Source organism: Faunimonas sp. B44, from assembly GCF_052655945.1.
In genome coordinates this window covers 140,857-155,384 of record NZ_JBQYEX010000007.1, presented here as the reverse complement: position 1 = coordinate 155,384, position 14,528 = coordinate 140,857, and the positions used below count along the sequence as shown (strand labels likewise).

14 protein-coding genes are annotated in these 14,528 nt (G+C 70.0%); 7 read left to right on the top strand and 7 right to left on the bottom strand.

From position 1 onward, the window contains the following. The first annotated feature begins 243 nt into the window (after nt 1-243). The gene (locus ACUN0C_RS14120; protein ID WP_445467022.1) at nt 244-2,976 is read left to right on the top strand and encodes a bifunctional acetate--CoA ligase family protein/GNAT family N-acetyltransferase; all 2,733 of its coding nucleotides are present in this window, start codon (nt 244-246) and stop codon (nt 2,974-2,976) included. Here the strand turns inward: ACUN0C_RS14120 and ACUN0C_RS14115 are convergent. From ACUN0C_RS14115 to ACUN0C_RS14105, 3 genes are read right to left on the bottom strand one after another with little or no spacing between them, the layout of a single operon-like run. Further along, a complete protein-coding gene (locus ACUN0C_RS14115) occupies nt 2,958-4,130 on the bottom strand; it encodes an osmoprotectant NAGGN system M42 family peptidase (RefSeq protein WP_445467021.1) in 1,173 nt (390 codons plus the stop codon). The genes ACUN0C_RS14120 and ACUN0C_RS14115 overlap by 19 nt on opposite strands. Further along, nucleotides 4,130-5,923: an N-acetylglutaminylglutamine synthetase gene (gene ngg, locus ACUN0C_RS14110; protein ID WP_445467020.1), complete on the bottom strand. Its 1,794-nt coding sequence runs from the start codon at nt 5,921-5,923 to the stop codon at nt 4,130-4,132. Before ngg ends, ACUN0C_RS14115 begins: the two co-directional genes overlap by 1 nt. A 10-nt stretch (nt 5,924-5,933) precedes the next feature. Further along, nucleotides 5,934-7,709, bottom strand: a complete 1,776-nt coding sequence (locus tag ACUN0C_RS14105; RefSeq protein ID WP_445467019.1) for an N-acetylglutaminylglutamine amidotransferase — start codon at nt 7,707-7,709, stop codon at nt 5,934-5,936. Nucleotides 7,710-7,803: 94 nt separating this feature from the next. On the opposite strand from ACUN0C_RS14105, the gene ACUN0C_RS14100 reads away from it, so the two are divergent. The 4 genes from ACUN0C_RS14100 (at nt 7,804) to ACUN0C_RS14085 (ending at nt 10,762) form a co-directional block, all read left to right on the top strand. Beyond that, a complete protein-coding gene (locus ACUN0C_RS14100) occupies nt 7,804-8,352 on the top strand; it encodes a MarR family winged helix-turn-helix transcriptional regulator (protein ID WP_445467018.1) in 549 nt (182 codons plus the stop codon). Beyond that, complete coding sequence (locus tag ACUN0C_RS14095; RefSeq protein WP_445467017.1) at nt 8,345-8,821, top strand: MgtC/SapB family protein; 477 nt, start codon at nt 8,345-8,347, stop codon at nt 8,819-8,821. The genes ACUN0C_RS14100 and ACUN0C_RS14095 overlap by 8 nt, the downstream gene beginning before the upstream one ends. A gap of 226 nt (nt 8,822-9,047) precedes the next feature. Continuing rightward, entirely contained in the window at nt 9,048-9,935 is an 888-nt protein-coding gene (locus tag ACUN0C_RS14090) for a cyclase family protein (protein WP_445467048.1), read from the top strand. Nucleotides 9,936-10,012: 77 nt separating this feature from the next. Beyond that, entirely contained in the window at nt 10,013-10,762 is a 750-nt protein-coding gene (locus ACUN0C_RS14085) for a potassium channel family protein (RefSeq protein WP_445467047.1), read from the top strand. Nucleotides 10,763-10,812: 50 nt separating this feature from the next. Here ACUN0C_RS14085 and ACUN0C_RS14080 read toward each other — a convergent pair whose 3' ends face one another. The 4 genes from ACUN0C_RS14080 to ACUN0C_RS14065 are packed head-to-tail and all read right to left on the bottom strand — an operon-like array spanning nt 10,813 to nt 13,346. Then, complete coding sequence (locus tag ACUN0C_RS14080; protein WP_445467016.1) at nt 10,813-11,373, bottom strand: DNA-3-methyladenine glycosylase; 561 nt, start codon at nt 11,371-11,373, stop codon at nt 10,813-10,815. Nucleotides 11,374-11,425: 52 nt separating this feature from the next. Beyond that, on the bottom strand, nt 11,426-11,611 hold the full coding sequence (locus ACUN0C_RS14075; protein ID WP_445467015.1) for a hypothetical protein: 186 nt from the start codon (nt 11,609-11,611) through the stop codon (nt 11,426-11,428). Nucleotides 11,612-11,634: 23 nt separating this feature from the next. Continuing rightward, the gene (locus ACUN0C_RS14070; protein ID WP_445467014.1) at nt 11,635-13,041 is read right to left on the bottom strand and encodes an NAD(P)/FAD-dependent oxidoreductase; all 1,407 of its coding nucleotides are present in this window, start codon (nt 13,039-13,041) and stop codon (nt 11,635-11,637) included. Continuing rightward, nucleotides 13,038-13,346 carry a hypothetical protein gene (locus tag ACUN0C_RS14065; protein WP_445467013.1) on the bottom strand — a complete coding sequence of 103 codons (309 nt, stop codon included), beginning with the start codon at nt 13,344-13,346 and terminating at the stop codon, nt 13,038-13,040. Before ACUN0C_RS14065 ends, ACUN0C_RS14070 begins: the two co-directional genes overlap by 4 nt. 190 nt (nt 13,347-13,536) lie before the next feature. Between ACUN0C_RS14065 and ACUN0C_RS14060 the strand changes: the two genes are divergently transcribed. Together ACUN0C_RS14060 and ACUN0C_RS14055 are read left to right on the top strand one after the other, a co-directional pair. Further along, nucleotides 13,537-13,884: a DUF6665 family protein gene (locus ACUN0C_RS14060; RefSeq protein WP_445467012.1), complete on the top strand. Its 348-nt coding sequence runs from the start codon at nt 13,537-13,539 to the stop codon at nt 13,882-13,884. A 134-nt stretch (nt 13,885-14,018) separates the two neighbouring features. Then, nucleotides 14,019-14,414, top strand: coding sequence for a BA14K family protein (locus ACUN0C_RS14055; RefSeq protein ID WP_445467011.1), 396 nt, complete (start codon nt 14,019-14,021; stop codon nt 14,412-14,414). The last annotated feature ends 114 nt before the right edge of the window (nt 14,415-14,528 follow it).

Here is a 14,528-nt window from a genome sequence, read left to right as displayed (position 1 = left end):
ACGGAGACATAGCGGTGCCGTCGACACTCTCCTGAGAAGTCACAACGATCCGGCAGCCCGCTCGGTTGCGGCTGTCCATCTTTTTCGCATTTGCGAGATAATTCCGCCGACTCGGCGGGCGACAAGGTTGATCAATGCCGTTGGCTCCCGCAAGAGGTCCATGGGCGTACCCGGCGCGTCCGAGCGTCGGTGCTCGGCCTGCGGGCAGCCCGGATCGCACTGCAGCAAATCCGAGGCCAGATCATGACCACCAGAAACCTCGGCAAGGTGTTCGAGCCGCGCTCTGTGGCGCTCTTCGGCGCGAGCGACCGTCCGGGCTCGATCGGCAACACCGTTGCCAGGAACCTCCTGCAGGGCGGGTTCGCCGGCAAGGTCTTCCTGGTGAATCCGCGCCGCCCGCTCGTGGAGGGAAAGCAGAGCCTCGCCGATGCGGGCGAGCTGCCGGAACCGGTCGATCTCGCCGTCATTGCCGCGCCGCCGCCCGCAATCGCGGGCGTCCTCGACGCCGTGGGCGTGCAGGGCACGCGCGCGGCCGTCGTGATCAGCGCGTTCCCGGCAGACGCCGAGGGGCAGGCGGCTCAGGCGGAGATGATGGCCGCGGCGCGCCGGCACGGCATCCGTCTCGTCGGGCCGAACTGCATCGGCATCCTGTCGCCGCATGTCGGGCTGAATGCGAGCTTCGTCCATCGCAACGCGACGCCGGGGCGCCTCGCCCTGATCTCGCAGTCCGGCGCGATCCTGACCGCGGTCCTCGACTGGGCGACGTCGCGCGGCGTCGGCTTCTCGCACCTCGCCTCGGTCGGCAACATGGCGGACGTCGATGCCGACGACCTGATCGACTATTTCGCGGCGGACCCGCAGTGCCGCGCGATCCTGCTCTATCTGGAGGGCATTGCCGACGCCGCGGCGTTCATCTCCGCCGCGCGTGCGGCGGCGCGCATCAAGCCGGTCGTGGCGATCAAGGCGGCGCGCGCGAAGGCGGGCGTGCAGGCCGCGCGCACGCACACCGGGGCGATGGCCGGCTCGGACGCCGTCTACGACGCGGTGCTCGAGCGCGCCGGCGTGCTCCGGGTCGACGACCTCGACGACCTGTTCGGCATGGCGGAGATGCTCACCCACATCGCGCCCTTCGAGGGGGAGCGCCTCGGCATCCTGACCAATGGCGGCGGCGCCGGGATCCTCGCCGTGGACAGCCTCGAGGCGGCCGGAGGCGAGCTCGCAACGCTCGCGCCGCAGACGTTCGAGCGCCTCGACGCGCAGCTGCCGCCGACATGGTCCCACGCCAATCCCGTCGACATCATCGGCGATGCAGGGCCGGACCGCTATCGCGCCGCGCTGGAAGCGATGCTGGACGATCCCGGCGTGGATTCCGTGCTCGTGCTCTATTGCCCGACCTCCGTCACGACCGGCTCGAGCGCGGCGTCCGCCGTCATCGACGTCGTCCTCGCCCACCGGCGGGACGGCACGAAGCGCAAGCCCGTCCTGACCGTCTGGCTCGGCGCGGAATGGGTGGAGGTCGCCCGCCGCGCCTTCGCGGAGGCCGCAATCCCCACCTACGAGACGCCGGGCGCGGCGGTCGAGGCCTACATGAAGCTCGTGCGGTATGCGCGCATCAGGAAGGGCCTTCTCAGCATACCGCCGCGTGAAACGCCGACCTTCCGCCGGGATCGCGCGCGGGCTGCCGCGATCATCGACCCGGCCACTGCTTCGGCCGGGGGCTTCATCAACTGGCCGAAGGCGCACGAGGTGCTGGCGGCCTATGACGTTCCGGTCGTGGATGCGGGCCTGGCACGTTCGCCGGAGGAAGCGTCCGAGATCGCCGGGCGGATCATCGGCCGCGGCCGGCGCTGCGCGATGAAGATCGTTTCTCCCCAGGTTATCCACAAGTCCGATGTCGGCGGCGTCCGGCTCGACATCGCGAGCGCGGAGGAGGCCCGCGAGGCGGCGGCCGCGATGGCGGAATCCGTGCGGCGCGCAGTGCCCGGGGCGACCGTCGAAGGCTTCATGGTCGAGGAGATGATGGAGCGCCGGCGCGCGATCGAGCTGATCGTCGGCCTGGCGGACGATCCGACCTTCGGGCCGATCATCCTGTTCGGCGCCGGCGGCACCGCGGTGGAGGTGATCGGCGACAAGGCCATCGCGCTGCCGCCGCTCGACCGCGAGCTTGCGCTGCAGCTGATGGGCCGCACGCGGATCATGAAGCTCCTGCGCGGCTATCGCGACGTGCCGCCGGCGGACATCGAGGCTGTCGCCGACGTGCTGGTGAAGGTGTCGCAACTGGCCATCGACTTCCCGGCGCTGCGGGAGCTCGACATCAATCCGCTCCTCGCCGACGCGTCCGGCGTCGTCGCCGTCGATGCCCGCATGACGGCGCGCACCGTGGAGGGCGGCGCGAAGAACGGCGTCGCCCGCTTCGCGATCCGGCCCTATCCGGAGGAGCTCTCGGAGACGATGACGCTCCTCGACGGCAGCGAGGTCTTCGTGCGGCCGGTGAAGCCGGTCGATGCCTGGCTCTACCAGGACTTCTTCGAGCATCTCGACCCGAACGACATCAGGCTGCGGCTGTTCTCCTACCGCAAGCAGTTCACCGAGGAATTCGTCGCCCGCCTCACGCAGGTGGACTACGCGCGCGCCATGGCCTTCGTCGCCTTCACGCCCGACGAGGCCCACATCCTCGGCGTTTCCCGGCTGATCCTCGATCCCGATTGCGAGCGCGCGGAATACGCCGTCATGGTGCGCAGCGACCTGAAGGGGCGGGGGCTCGGCTGGCTGCTCATGACGAAGCTCATCGCCTATGCCGGGAGCGAAGGCATTCCCGAGCTTTACGGGCACGTCCTCAAGGAGAATGCGAGCATGCTCCAGATGGCCGGCGAGCTCGGCTTCCGCACCGAGCCCGAGCCGGACGACATGTCGGTCGTGCTGGTGCGGCTCGACCTCCGGCAGCGTGCCGCGGAGGATCAGCCGTCGCCGGGCTGAGGATCGGCGACCGTGATGTCGCCGGTGAGGGTCTGCTCCGCCTCTTCCATCGGCAGCGTCGGGAAGCCCTTGAGCCCGGCCGCGATCAGCGCATCGCGGGGCACTTCGAGCGGGCTCATGACATAGGCCGTCAGCAGTTCCGACAGCGAGCGCAGCGCGTGCATGTGGATCCGCTCGTAGCCGTGCGAGGCATCGACGCCGAAGGCGATGAGGGCGGTCCGCACGTCGGCGCCGGATTCCAGCGCCGAGGCGGAATCGGAGCGGTAATAGCGGAAGACGTCCTTGGTGAAGCGGATGTCCTCCTCGCGGCAGAGCCGGACCATCTGGTGCGTGAGGTGGTAGTCGAACGGGCCGGTCTGGTCGGCCATGGCGATCGTCACGCCGAACTCGGATGAATTCTGTCCGGGTGCGGAGGTGCCGTTGTCGACGGTCACCATCGAGGCGATGTCGGGCACCAGGATCGACGACGCCCCGAGGCCGACCTCCTCCGCGATCGTGAAGAGCCAGTGGGTGTCCACGACGATGTCCGCGCGCTCGCGGACCAGCGCCTCCATGGCCGCGAAGAGCACGGCGACGCCGGCCTTGTCGTCGAGATGGCGGGAGACGATGAAGCCGTTGGCCAGGAATTCGGGCTGCGGGTCGATCGCGATCGTGTCGCCGACGTCGATGCCGAGGCGTTCCAGATCCGCGCGCGAGCGCGCGAGCGCGTCGACGCGCAGTTCGACATGCTCCCAGCCCGTCGGCTGCGTGTCGACCTTCTCGTTGAAGGTGTGGCCGGAGGCGAGCAGCGGCAGGATGCTGCCCCGGTAGCTGCCGTTCTCGGAGAAGATCGTGCAGCGCGCGCCTTCCGCGAAGCGCGCCGACCAGTGGCCGATCGGAACGAGCTCCAGCCGGCCGTTCTCCTTCAGCCGCTTCACCTGGGCCCCGAGCGTGTCGACATGCGCGACGATCGCGCGCCCGGCGCCGCGATTGCGGCCGCGCATCGTGGCGCGGATCGCGCCGCGCCGGGTCAGCTCGTACTCCACGCCGAGGCGGGTGAGCTCGCGGCAGCATTCGCGCACCACGACGTCCGTGTAGCCGGTCGGGCTCGGAATCGAGAGCAGCGCCTCGAGCCGGTCCTGCAGGTACTGTGTGTCTATCGCGAGGCGGGGCATCAGCGGCGTGCGTCGGATCCGGCGGCCAGTCGCGCCGCGAGCGGCATCGACAGGGGGAACAGCAGGTCGACGAAGCGCTCGGCGGTCGGCTGCGGCTCGTGATTGGCGAGCCCGGGCCGCTCGTTCGCCTCGACGAAGGCATAATAGGGCTCGCGCGGCGAGCGGACCAGCAGGTCGATGCCGGTGACCGGGATGCCGATCGCGCGGGCGGCCTTCACGGCGGCGGCGACGAGCTCGGGATGGACCTCGTCGGTGACGTCGTGAATGGTGCCGCCGGTGTGGAGGTTCGCCGCCTTGCGCACCGTGATCTCGAGCTCGGGCGGCGGGACGTCGTCGAGCCCGAAACCGGCGGCGCGCACGGCGCGCTCGGTCTCGCCGTCGAGCGGAATGCGCGATTCCCCGCCGGTCGCGGCGGCGCGCCGGCGGCTCTGGTGCTCGATGAGGGTGCGCACGGTCGAGCGCCCGTCGCCTACGATGCGTGCCGGTCGGCGGATCGCCGCCGCAACGACGCGATAGTCGATCACGATGAGGCGCAGATCCTCACCTTCGACGAAGGATTCGATCACCACCCGGTCCGAGATCGACCGGGCCGTCTCGATCGCCTTCATGACGTCCTCGAGGGCGTCGAGCCCGACCGCGACCCCGCGGCCCTGCTCGCCGCGGGCGGGCTTCACGACGAGCTTCCCATGCTTTTCCAGGAAGGCTTCGATCTCGTCCGGGTCGCCGGCCTCGATCTGCTCCGGCACGGTCACGCCCGCGGCCGAGACGACCCGGCGCGTGACCGCCTTGTCGTCGCAGATCGACATGGCGATGGCCGAGGTGAGCTCCGAGAGGCTCTCGCGGCAATGGATGGACCGGCCGCCATAGGTCAGCCGGAAGAACCCGCCCTCCGCATCGGTGATGTGGACGTGGATGCCGCGCCGGCGGGCCTCGTCGACGATGATGCGGGCGTAGGGGTTCAGGCCCTCGTCCCGTTCCGGGCCGGTGAAGAGCCGCTCGTTGATGGGGTTCTTGCGCTTCACGGAGAAGAACGGGATGCGGCGGAAGCCGAGCTTCTCGTAGAGCGCGATCGCGTGCGTGTTGTCGTGCATGACCGAGAGGTCGACATAGGCCGCCCCCCTGGTCTTCATGTGGTCGGCGAGCTGCCGGACGAGCGCCTCACCGATGCCGGGGTGGGAGGCCTGCGGGTCGACCGCGAGGCACCAGAGGGAGGCGCCGCGCTCGCGGTCGCGGAAGGCGCGGAAATGGTCGGCGCCCGTGACCGTCCCGATGATCTCGCCGTTCACGGCATCCTCGGCGACGAGGTAGACGATCGACCGGTTGTCGTGCCGCGACCAGAAGAACTCGGGCGGGACGGGCACCATGTTGCGCGCCGCATAGATCCGGTTGACGGCCTCGGCGTCCTGCGCCGACGCGAGCCGCCGCACCTGGAAGCCGCGCCGGGGGCGGCGGCCCGTCCGGTAGGTCGCGAGGTCGAGCCGGTAGGTGTGGGAAGGGTCGAGAAAGAGCTCCTGCGGGGCGAGCGCGAGGAGCACGTGCGGATCGCGGACGTAGACGGCGATGTCGCGCCGGTCGATCGCCTCGTCGCGGATCTCCTCGATAAGGCGGCCAGGATCCTCGAAGGTCTGCGCGAAGATCAGCCGGCCCCAGCCGCAATCGAGGCAGGCATTCGCAGCCTGCGGCTCCCCTTCGATTTCGGTGCCGTAGGTCGGCTGCCAGCCGTCCGCCCGCATGCGGCGCAGCCGGCGGCCCTGCGCGCTCCGCCCCGTGCGCGCTCCCGTCGGTCCCGACATCGCCGCCCCCTCAGATGTCGTTCGCCTGCAGCCAGAGCTCGAGCAGGGCCACCTGCCAAAGCTCCGAGCCGCGCAGCGGGGTGATGTGCTCGGTCGGAGCGGCGAACAGGGTCTCCAGATAGTCCTGCCGGAACAGCCCGCGCTCGCGGGCGGCCTGCGAGCCGAGCGCGTCGCGGACGAGCTCGAGGTAGGGGCCCTGCAGGTATTTCAGGGCAGGGACCGGGAAATACCCCTTCTTGCGGTCGATCACCTCGCTCGGCACGACGAGGCGGGCGACATCCTTCAGCACGCCCTTGCCGCCCTGCGCGAGCTTGTGTTCCGGCGGTATGCGCGCTGCGAGCTCGACCAGCTCGTGGTCGAGGAAGGGCACGCGCGCCTCGAGCCCCCAGGCCATGGTCATGTTGTCGACGCGCTTGACCGGGTCCTCGACCAGCATGACCTGCGTGTCGATGCGCAGCGCCTTGTCCACCGAGCCGGTCGCGCCGGCGCGGGCGAAATGCGCCGCCACGAAATCGCGGCTGACATCCTCCTCGGCGAGCCAGTCCGGGCCGAGCTGCCGGCCGAGCGTCGCATGGTCGCGGTCGAAGAAGGCCCGGGCATAATCGGAAACGGGGTCGTTCGAGCTGGCGAGCGGGGGATACCAGTGATAGCCGCCGAAGACCTCGTCGGCGCCCTGGCCGGACTGCACGACCTTCACATGCTTGGAGACCTCCTGCGAGAGGAGGTAGAAGCCGACATTGTCGTAGGAGACCATCGGCTCGGACATCGCCCCGATCGTGCCGGGGAGGGCGTCGAGGAGCCGCTCGGAGGGCACGAAGATCTTGTGGTGGCGCGTGCCGAAACGCTGCGCGATCAGGTCGGAATAGACGAACTCGTCGCCCTTCTCGCCGTGCGCCTCCTCGAACCCGACCGAGAAGGTCATCAGGTCGCTCTGCCCCATCTCCGCGAGGAGGCCGACGATGACGCTGGAATCGACGCCCCCCGACAGGAGCACGCCGACCGAGACGTCCGCGACCATGCGGCGCTCGACCGCGGTGCGCAGCGCGGCGAGCGTGCGGTCGCGCCATTCCTCGGCGGGCAGCCGGATCTCGTCGGCGGTGCGCTCGTAGTCCGGCGCCCAGTAGAGCCGGTCCTTCGTGCGCCCGTCCGGCTCGACGATGCGGATCGTGGCCGGCGGCAGCTTGCGGACGCCGGCGAGGATCGTCCGCGGCGCCGGCACCACCGCGTGGAAGGTCATGTAATGGTGGAGCGCGATGCGGTCGACGGAGGTGTCGAGGCCGCCGCCGGCGAGAAGCGCCGGAAGCGTCGAGGCGAAGCGGAGCCGGCCGTTCCCTTCGGAGTAATAGAGCGGCTTGATGCCGAACCGGTCGCGCGCCATCACGACCCGGCCCGTGTCGCGCTCGCTTATGACGAAGGCGAACATGCCGTGGAAGCGGTCGACGCAATCCGTTCCCCAGGCGTGCCACGCCTTCAGGATCACCTCGGTGTCTCCGGAGGAGAAGAAGGAATAACCCTTGCCCTCGAGCTCGGACCGGAGCTGCGGATAATTGTAGATGCAGCCGTTGAAGACGCCCGTCAGGCCGAGATGCGGGTCCATCATCGGTTGTTCCGAGCGGTTCGACAGGTCGATGATCTTGAGGCGCCGGTGCCCGAAGCAGGTTCGCCCGTGCATGACGAGGCCGACCCCGTCCGGACCGCGCGGCGCGAGCGCCTCGCCCATTTTCGTCACGACCGCCGCGTCGGCCGCACCGCCATCGAATCGCACTTCGCCGCAAAGACCACACATGAGGGGCTGGTTCTTCCTCGCTGCCGTTCCAGATGATTAGAGCTCTAAGGATTAGCAGGCGAAACTCGGTTTGGCTAATTTGGTTGCATGAGTGATGAGCGGAACGGCATCAGGCGAAGGCGAACTCCCGGGCGAGGTGGATGCCCTCCACAAGGGCTTGCGGCGGATCGCACGCGTGCTCGACATCCGGTCGAAGGAGATCGAGCGCAGGCTCGGCCTGACCATTCCGCAGTTCGTCGTGCTAAGAGCCATCGCGTCGCTCGGGGAAGTCACCACGGGTGCGCTTTCCGCCCATGCCGACCTCAGCGCCGCAACGGTGGTCACCGTGCTCGACAAGCTCGAGGCCCGGCGCCTGGTTGAGCGCTATCGCTCGGGAGCCGACCGCCGCATCGTCCATGCCCGGCTCACGGCGGCGGGCCGCGACGTCCTTTCCGCGGCCCCGAGCCTGCTTCCGGAGCGCTTCGTCACCGCTTTCGCCGCGCTGCAGTCGGAGGAGCGGAACATGCTTGCCGAGAACCTGTTGAAGCTCGCCGGCCTGCTGGAGGTCGCGGCGCGCGATCCGGAGCTGGAGGGCCGGTCCCCGCGACCGCTGCCGCGCGCTGTGGCGGACGGCAGAGCCTGGAGGACGGGCAAAGATGGATGACCTTCTTGCGAGCGCACTCGGCGAGACCCACCTGCCGGCCGACGCGATCGTGCTCCGCCTGTTCGTGGCGGCGCTGCTCGGGGGCCTGATCGGCATCGACCGCGAATGGCGCGATCGCCCGGCCGGACTGCGAACGCATGTCCTGACCGCGCTCGCCGCCGCGGTGTTCACGGTGCTCACGCTCGAGATCGTGATGAGCGAGGTCATCCGGGATGACAGCGTGCGGGCCGATCCCGTGCGCGTGATCGAGGCGGTCACCGCCGGCGTCGCCTTCCTCGCGGCCGGCGCGATCATCCAGGGCCGGGGCGAGGTGAGGGGCCTCACGACGGGAGCCGGCATGTGGCTTGCCGGCTCGCTCGGCGTGGCGGCCGGGCTCGGCTATTTCGGGATCGGCTTCCTCGCGGCGGTGCTGGGCCTCTTCGTCATCGTCGGCCTGCGCTTCGTGGAGCGCGCGGCCGGGCGGAAGTGATCTTGCTTACCAAATGCGGGGCGTCCCGATCGCAGACGGCGAGAGCGGGGCCGAAGGCTCGGAGGCGAGCGCGGATGGCATGGCGGCGTTCGCGCGGCTAAACTCGGCGCCTCGCGGCCGCGCCGCTGCCGGCCGGACCGGAGGAGGAGAGTCGATGCGCCTTGCCACCTTCCGCCATTGCCTCGCGCTCGCCGCGACGCTCGCTTTCGCGCCGCACCCGGCGGCAATGGCGCAGAATGCGCCCGAGCAGCCCTCGTCGCTGTGGCGCGCCTACGACGAGATCTTCAAGTCCGCGAAATACATCGACCTGACGCATGCGTTCTCGCCGACGCAGGCGGTCTGGCCGGGCTTCGGCAAGGCGCGGTTCAGGCCGGCGGTCGCGGGCAAGGACATCGAAGGCTATGTCAAGGCGGGCGACGCGTTCACCTACGAGCGGCACGGCTTCGTGGCCACCGCCTACGAACTGCCGACCGACCAGTACGGAACGCAGCTCGACCCGCCGGCGCACTGGGAGCCGATGGGCGCCACGATCTCCGACATCCCGGCAACCTACGCGATCCGGCCGCTCGTCGTCATCGACATTTCCGGCAAGGTCGCCGGGAAGGCCGACTACCACCTGCAGGTCGCGGACGTCGAAGAGTGGGAGGCCCGGCACGGGCGGATTCCGGAAGGCGCCGTCGTCATGGTGCGGTCCGACTGGTCGAAGAAATGGGACGATCCGGAAGCGTTCGGCGCGAAGGCGTTCCCGGGCGTCTCACTCGACGCGCTCAAGTTCCTGCACGGCGAGCGCAAGATCCTGTTCCACGGCCATGAGCCGCTCGACACCGACACCACGCCCACGCTGGAGGGCGAGTACTGGCTCATGCACAATCACTACGCCCAGGCCGAGGGCGTCGCCAATCTCGACCAGGTGCCCGAAGCGGGGGCGCTTGTGGTGATCGGGTTCGCCAAGCCGCTTGGCGGCACCGGCGGATACGCACGCTACGTCGCGATCGCGCCGTCCGACTGGCCGCATGGCGTTTCGATCGACGAGATGCCCGGCGCGCCGCTTCCGATGCAGAAGAACCCGCTGAAGCGGGACGAGCACGGCGTGATGCGGCCGACCGCGCCTTGAGCGAAAGCAGCGTCGACGGACAGGCCCGGACGGGGGCGTCCCGGCCGCGCGGCCGCAAGCCGGATTGGCGCGCCCGCATACGCGAACTCTACGAGGGCAGCGGCCGCCGGAGCGACCATTTCCGCAACGGCATCCTCGTCTTCGACATCGCGACGGTGATCTTCATCATCGTCACCTCGTTCCTGCCGCGCTACGACGCGTTCGAGGTGGTCGACGTCGTGCTCGGGCTCGTGATCCTCGCGGACTTCCTCGCGCGGCTCGCGATCAGCCGGAACCGCGTCCGGGATTTCGGACACATATCCACGGTCGCGGACGTCATCGCGATCCTGTCCTTCCTGGCGCCGATCGCGGGCGAGGGCGCCGGCTTCCTGCGCGTCCTCAGAACGCTCCGGCTTCTCTATACCTACCAGATCATCGCCCGGCTTCGCCGGCGCTACAGGCTCCGCCGGCTCGATGAAGACCTGGCGATCGCCGTCATCAACCTCTCCGTGTTCCTGTTCGTGATGACGGGCATCGTCTACGAGACGCAGCACTGGCGGAACCCGGACATCGGCAACTATGCCGACGCCCTCTATTTCACCGTGACCGCGCTCACGACGACCGGCTTCGGCGACATCACGCTGCCCGGGACGAGCGGGCGCATGGTGTCCGTCCTCATCATGATCTTCGGGGTCGGGCTCTTCCTGCGGCTCGCGCAGGTGCTCTTCCGTCCCGACAAGGTGCGCTTTCCCTGCCCGACCTGCGGGCTGCAGCGTCACGACCGCGACGCCGTGCACTGCAAGGCATGCGGGACCACCCTGAACATCCCCGACGAGGGCACGATCTGAGGGCGCGCCGGGACGGCAGGCGTGGTGCTCCCGAGCCGGCCCCGGCGCAGCTACGGGACCGCGTGCCGGTTGAGGCGCGCCGGGCCGCTGAGCGAGGGGCTGCCGATCTCGAAGAAGCGGAGCGGCCGGTCGGCCGCCTTGGAGATGCCGATTCGGGGGCCCACCGCGATCGTGCCGACCGGCCCGACGGCTGCGGCGAGATAGAGGCCGCGCTCCGCGCAGAGGTCCGCACCGTCGTCGGCGAGCGTGACGCCGAGATAGCGGGCGAGGCGTCCCGGCCCGCTGGCGACCTTCCGGTCCGGAGCGGCTTGGCCGGGCTCGGCGATCGGTTCCGCGGCGCGCAGCAGCACCGCGGTGCCGGTCCCCTCCGCCTCGCTCGTGACGTTGAGCACCGGCCAGCAGCCATACGCGATGTAGACATAGGCGTGGCCGCGTTTCAGGAACATCGCCGCGTTCCGACGCGTGCGGCCGCGGAAGGCGTGGCTCGCCGGGTCGTCCTCGACATAGGCCTCCGTCTCGACGATCCGTCCGGCGCGCAGCCCCTCGTCCGTCAGCCGGCCGACGGTCTTGCCGATCAGGAAGCGGGCGAGGTGAGAGGTGTCCGGCGGCAAATCCTCCCGGCGCAGCGGGGGAAGCTCGCGAACCGGTCGCGGCGGCAATGCGTCAGGAGCGATCGTTATGGCGGTCGGCACCCTTGTTCCGGTCGGCGCGCTGCGCGGCGGAAATGTCGCCCTGCCGGCTCTTTTCCGCAAGGGGATTGGGCGAGCCGGCTGCCCCCTCGCGCGGCTCGTTCGGCGCCGCATCCCGCGTGTTCTTCGGCGACGTGTTCTTGTCTTCCGTTCCAGCCATCGGCGTCTCCTTGAGGTCGGCCGTCAGTCCAACGCCGGGGCTGTTTCGCCGTTCCGGAGGGCGGTCGTCCTCTCCTGAGGCGGTTGGGGTCGGGCGTGCGCCGCCGGCCGCGGCGTGTGCGCCTCCTCGATGACCTGCTCCAGCACGGTGGCGTCCGGTGCGTCCGGCACGATCAGGCGGGCGCCGCGCTCGTAGGTGAGATAGCGCCAGAGCCATTGCAGCGTGACGCTGAGGCGCTTCTCGAAGCCGACGAGCAGCCAGACGTGCACGATCGCCCAGAGGATCCAGGCGGGAAATCCGGTGAGGTGCCACGTGCCGAAATCAAAGACGGCGGCGTTCCGGCCGATGATCGCCGTGTTCCCGCGGTTCCGGAAGACGAACGGTTCCGGCGCGGTGCCGGTCTCGAATTCGCGGGCGAGGGCGGCGCCGAGATGCTTGCCCTGCTGGCTCGCGACCTGGGCGAGGCCCGGCAGGGGCTCGCCGTCCGGCCCTTCGCAATGGGCGAGATCGCCGATCGCATAGATGCCGTCGTATCCGGGGACCGACAGGTCGGATGCGACGACGATCCGGCCGGAGCGGTCGCGCTCGGCCTCGATCCATTGCGAGGCGGACGAAGCCTGCACCCCGGCGCCCCAGACGATCGTGCCCGCCGCGATCCGCTCGTCCCCCACCACGACGCCGTCGGGCTCGATCCGTTCGACGGGCCTGTCGGTCATGATGGTCACGCCGAGGCGCTCCAGCCGCTCGTGCGCATAGGCGGAGAGCTCTTCCGGGAACTGGGGCAGAATGCGCGGCCCGGCTTCCACGAGGATCACCCGCGCGGCCCGGGGCTCCACGTGCCGGAAGTCGCGGGCCAGCGTGAACCGGGCGAGTTCGGCGACGGCGCCCGCCATCTCCACCCCCGTCGGTCCGCCGCCGACGATCACGGTCGTGATGAGCGCGTTCTGCCGCGCGGGATCACGGGTGATCTCGGCGAGCTCGAAGCACTGCAGGAGCCGGGCGCGGATCTGCCGGGCGTCGCGGATGCCCTTGAGCCCCGGCGCGATCTCCGACCACTCGTCATGGCCGAAATAGGCGTAGCGGGAGCCGGCGGCGATGACGAGCCTGTCGAAGGGGAGATCGGGCGCGCTGGCGAAGCGGACGACGCGCCGGGCCGTGTCGACGCCGGTGACCTCGTCCATGAGGACGTCGATGTTCGGGTAGCGGCTCAGGATGCGGCGAACCGGCTGCGCGATGTCGGCGGGCGACAGCGCGGCCGTGGCGACCTGATAGAGCAGCGGCACGAACAGATGGTAGTTCCGGCGGTCGACCACCGTGACATGGGCGCGCGCATTTCCGAGCGCGCGCGCGCAGGCCAGGCCGCCGAAGCCCGCCCCGATGATGACGACCCGCGGCGCTGCTCCCGTTGCCGGGGCCGCGCTGTCCGTCATGCCGTTCCGGGCGTGAAGGACGGCGGGTCGCTGGCCGGGAACGACTCGTCGGCCGCCTCGTCGACTCTGTCCCAGCGGCCGCGGTCGTCGCGGGTGCGCTCGCGGCCGGCAGAGCGGATCTGACCGTAGTCGCGGTCCATCGGCCCCTCGGTTTCGCCGCCTGCGAAGGCGGCCGCCCGGCTTCGCGGCGCGTACCGGCCGCCGCGCGCGCCGCCGAACCCGAGTTCGCCGCGCTGCATCGCCCGCGCGATCAGCACTGCCGAGGCCCCGAGGGCGGCCCAGTAGACGAAGTTCCTGAATGCCAAGTCCGTGTCCCCTTTGTCGATGTCGGCCGGGCCTGCGCGATTGCGGAGCCCGGAGGCCGTGCAGAGTAATGTCCGGGTGACGGGTTTTTCCCGCATCCTCGTCATAGAAACGGTTGCAAAGGTCGCCCGTTCCTTGAACTTGCCGGGCGCTTTCCCCGGCCCCATCTCGGGGGCAGCAGAGGAGCCGCCCTTGTCCGTTCGACCGCCGCAGATTCTCGCGCCGCGCCGGCTGCCCCAGGCCTGGGACGCACTCCAGCACGAGGTCGTGGCCGAGAAGGCCGCCACGCTCGGGCGCCTGGCGACGCGTCTCGAGACGGCGCTCGCCAGGCTGGAGGCGTTCGAAGCCGCGGGTCCGGGAGAAGCGGGATCGGCCGAGCGCGCATCGCTGCTGGATGCGGCGGGGGAGGCGCTCTGGCATTTCGTGATCCAGCGGGAACTGTGCGGCTTCCGCAACAGCGAGGACGTCATGCGCGCCTACAGGGTGCCCGCCGCCGTCCGTGCGCGCATGGGCATCAGGCCGCCGGTGCGGCAGCCCTGACGTTGCCGCGCGGGAACGGGAGCCGAGCGACTGCATTCATTCCGCATTCAGGATGAATGGCCCAGTTTGCCACTATCGGATGCATCGGCAGTGGGGAGAGGCCCCGGCAAATGCATCGCAGGAGGTTTGATCCGATGCGTTATCTGAAGTCGATTGCCGCAGCGGCCGCCGTTTCGGTCGGTGCGCTGAGCTTCGCCACGGCCGCCGATGCCGCTCCGCGGCGCGGGTGGGGGCCCGGGCCCTACCAGGGCCCCGTCGTCGTGCACCGCCACAACAATGGCGGCGCCGTTGCCGCCGGGATCATCGGCGGTCTCGCCGTCGGGACCATCCTCGGCAGCGCCCTCAGCGCGCCGCGCTATGCGGCGCCGCCGGTCTACGGCGCGGTCCCGGTCTACGACGCGGTTCCGGTCTACGGGCCGGCCCCCTGGTCGCCGGACTGGTACGCCTATTGCGCCTCGAAGTACCGCTCGTTCGACGCGGGCAGCGGCACCTATCTCGGGTATGACGGCCGCCGGCACCTCTGCCAGTAGGCCACTCGCCTCACCGATGCGTGCGGGCCGGCCTTGCGCCGGCCCGTTCTCGTTTCTCCCGCCTTGTTGGAGAATCGGTTGCAAACGCGATATGTCCTCGCTCTTCCACGGCAG

What these genes read in the sequence shown, in the direction of transcription:
- ACUN0C_RS14095 (WP_445467017.1), top strand. Translation starts at nt 8,345, where the DNA reads ATGGATGACCTTCTTGCGAGCGCACTCGGCGAGACCCACCTGCCGGCC.
- ACUN0C_RS14090 (WP_445467048.1), top strand. Translation starts at nt 9,048, where the DNA reads ATGGCGCAGAATGCGCCCGAGCAGCCCTCGTCGCTGTGGCGCGCCTAC.
- ACUN0C_RS14105 (WP_445467019.1), bottom strand. Translation starts at nt 7,709, where the DNA reads ATGTGTGGTCTTTGCGGCGAAGTGCGATTCGATGGCGGTGCGGCCGAC.
- ACUN0C_RS14055 (WP_445467011.1), top strand. Translation starts at nt 14,019, where the DNA reads ATGCGTTATCTGAAGTCGATTGCCGCAGCGGCCGCCGTTTCGGTCGGT.
- ACUN0C_RS14070 (WP_445467014.1), bottom strand. Translation starts at nt 13,041, where the DNA reads ATGACGGACAGCGCGGCCCCGGCAACGGGAGCAGCGCCGCGGGTCGTC.
- ACUN0C_RS14120 (WP_445467022.1), top strand. Translation starts at nt 244, where the DNA reads ATGACCACCAGAAACCTCGGCAAGGTGTTCGAGCCGCGCTCTGTGGCG.
- ACUN0C_RS14100 (WP_445467018.1), top strand. Translation starts at nt 7,804, where the DNA reads ATGAGCGGAACGGCATCAGGCGAAGGCGAACTCCCGGGCGAGGTGGAT.
- ngg (WP_445467020.1), bottom strand. Translation starts at nt 5,923, where the DNA reads ATGTCGGGACCGACGGGAGCGCGCACGGGGCGGAGCGCGCAGGGCCGC.
- ACUN0C_RS14115 (WP_445467021.1), bottom strand. Translation starts at nt 4,130, where the DNA reads ATGCCCCGCCTCGCGATAGACACACAGTACCTGCAGGACCGGCTCGAG.
- ACUN0C_RS14075 (WP_445467015.1), bottom strand. Translation starts at nt 11,611, where the DNA reads ATGGCTGGAACGGAAGACAAGAACACGTCGCCGAAGAACACGCGGGAT.